At 70.4% G+C, this 1,711-nt stretch carries 3 protein-coding genes; all 3 read left to right on the top strand.

Annotated features, from left to right (window positions below; all coding sequences use genetic code 11):
* On the top strand, positions 1–351 hold a 351-nt coding region (locus AB0E77_RS34185), incomplete at its 5' end, for a vitamin B12 dependent-methionine synthase activation domain-containing protein (RefSeq protein ID WP_361578912.1).
* Entirely contained in the window at positions 348–1,253 is a 906-nt protein-coding gene (gene metF / locus AB0E77_RS34180; RefSeq protein WP_361578909.1) for a methylenetetrahydrofolate reductase [NAD(P)H], read from the top strand. The genes AB0E77_RS34185 and metF, both read left to right, overlap by 4 nt.
* The coding region (locus AB0E77_RS34175; RefSeq protein WP_361578906.1) for an adenosylhomocysteinase at positions 1,231–1,711 on the top strand (481 nt) is incomplete at its 3' end. The genes metF and AB0E77_RS34175, both read left to right, overlap by 23 nt.

Genomic DNA, 1,711 nt, shown 5'->3' with positions numbered 1-1,711 from the left:
GCCAACGCCTACCGCGACTACCTCGAACTCCACGGACTCTCCGTCCAGCTCGCCGAAGCCCTCGCCGAGTACTGGCACGCCCGCGTCCGCTCGGAACTGGGCATCGTGGGGGCCGAACCCGACACCGTCGACGGCATGTTCCGCACCGAGTACCAGGGCTGCCGGTACTCACTGGGCTACCCGGCCTGCCCCGACCTGGAGGACCGCGCCAAGATCGCCCACCTGCTCCGGCCGGAGCGCATCGGCGTCCACCTGTCGGAGGAGTTCCAGCTCCACCCCGAGCAGTCCACCGACGCCATCGTCCTGCACCACCCCGAGGCCAGCTACTTCAACGCCGGAGGCCGGGAGTGACCACCCTGCGCGATGTTCTCGACCGGGCCACCCCGTCGTTCTCCTTCGAGTTCTTCCCGCCGAAGACCGACGCCGGAGCCCGCACCCTGTGGCGGGCGATCCGCCGGATCGAGGCGCTGGCGCCGACGTTCGTGTCGGTCACCTACGGGGCCGGCGGCTCCTCCAGGGACCGCACCGTCGAGGTCACCAAACGCATCGCGGCCGAGACGACCCTGCGCCCCGTCGCCCATCTGACCGCCGTCGGTCACTCGGTGGCCGAGCTGCGCCACATCATCGGCCAGTACGCCGACGCCGGCGTCCGGGACGTCCTGGTGCTGCGCGGTGACCCGCCCGGCGACCCGAACGCCCCCTGGGTCCCGCATCCCGACGGCTTCACCCACGCTCATGAACTGGTGCGGCTGGTCAAGGAGTCGGGAGACTTCAGCGTCGGCGTGGCCGCCTTTCCCGAACGTCATCCGCGCTCACCCGACTGGGACAGCGACATCCGTCACTTCGTCGCCAAGTGCCGGGCGGGCGCCGACTACGCGATCACCCAGATGTTCTTCCGGGTCGAGGACTATCTCCGGCTGCGCGACCGGGTCGCTGCCGCGGGCTGCGACACCCCGATCATTCCGGAGATCATGCCGGCCACCGACGTACGGCAGATCGCGCGCTTCGCCGAGCTGAGCGGCGCGGCCTTCCCCGAGGACCTGGCCCACCGTCTGGACGCCGCGCGCGACAACCCCGCGGACGGCCACCGCATCGGTGTCCGGTACGCCACCGAGATGGCCGAGCGGCTGCTGGCCGAAGGCGCCCCCGGACTGCACTACATCACGCTCAACCGCTCGACGGCGACGCTCGAGATCCACCGCGACGTACTGAATTCAAGGAGCACCCAGCATGCCCTCGCAGCCCCGCGCTGACTTCACCGACTTCAAGGTCGCCGACCTCTCCCTGGCCGAGTTCGGCCGCAAGGAGATCACGCTCGCCGAGCACGAGATGCCCGGTCTGATGGCGATCCGCAAGGAGTACGCCGAGGCCCGGCCGCTGGCCGGGGCCCGGATCACCGGTTCCCTGCACATGACGGTGCAGACCGCCGTGCTCATCGAGACCCTCGTCGCGCTCGGCGCCGAGGTCCGCTGGGTCTCCTGCAACATCTTCTCCACCCAGGACCACGCGGCCGCCGCGATCGCCGCCGCCGGCATCCCGGTCTTCGCCTGGAAGGGCGAGACCCTGGAGGAGTACTGGTGGTGCACGGAGCAGGCGCTGACCTGGCCCGGGCAGGCCGGCCCGAACATGATCCTGGACGACGGCGGTGACGCCACCCTCCTCGTCCACAAGGGCGTCGAGTACGAGAAGGACGGCAAGGTCCCCTCGCCCG

The sequence above is a fragment of the Streptomyces sp. NPDC032940 genome, assembly GCF_040636935.1.
Lineage (GTDB): Bacteria > Actinomycetota > Actinomycetes > Streptomycetales > Streptomycetaceae > Streptomyces.
Note: the sequence above shows the minus strand (reverse complement) of the source record. Positions and strands in the feature narration are given on the sequence as shown.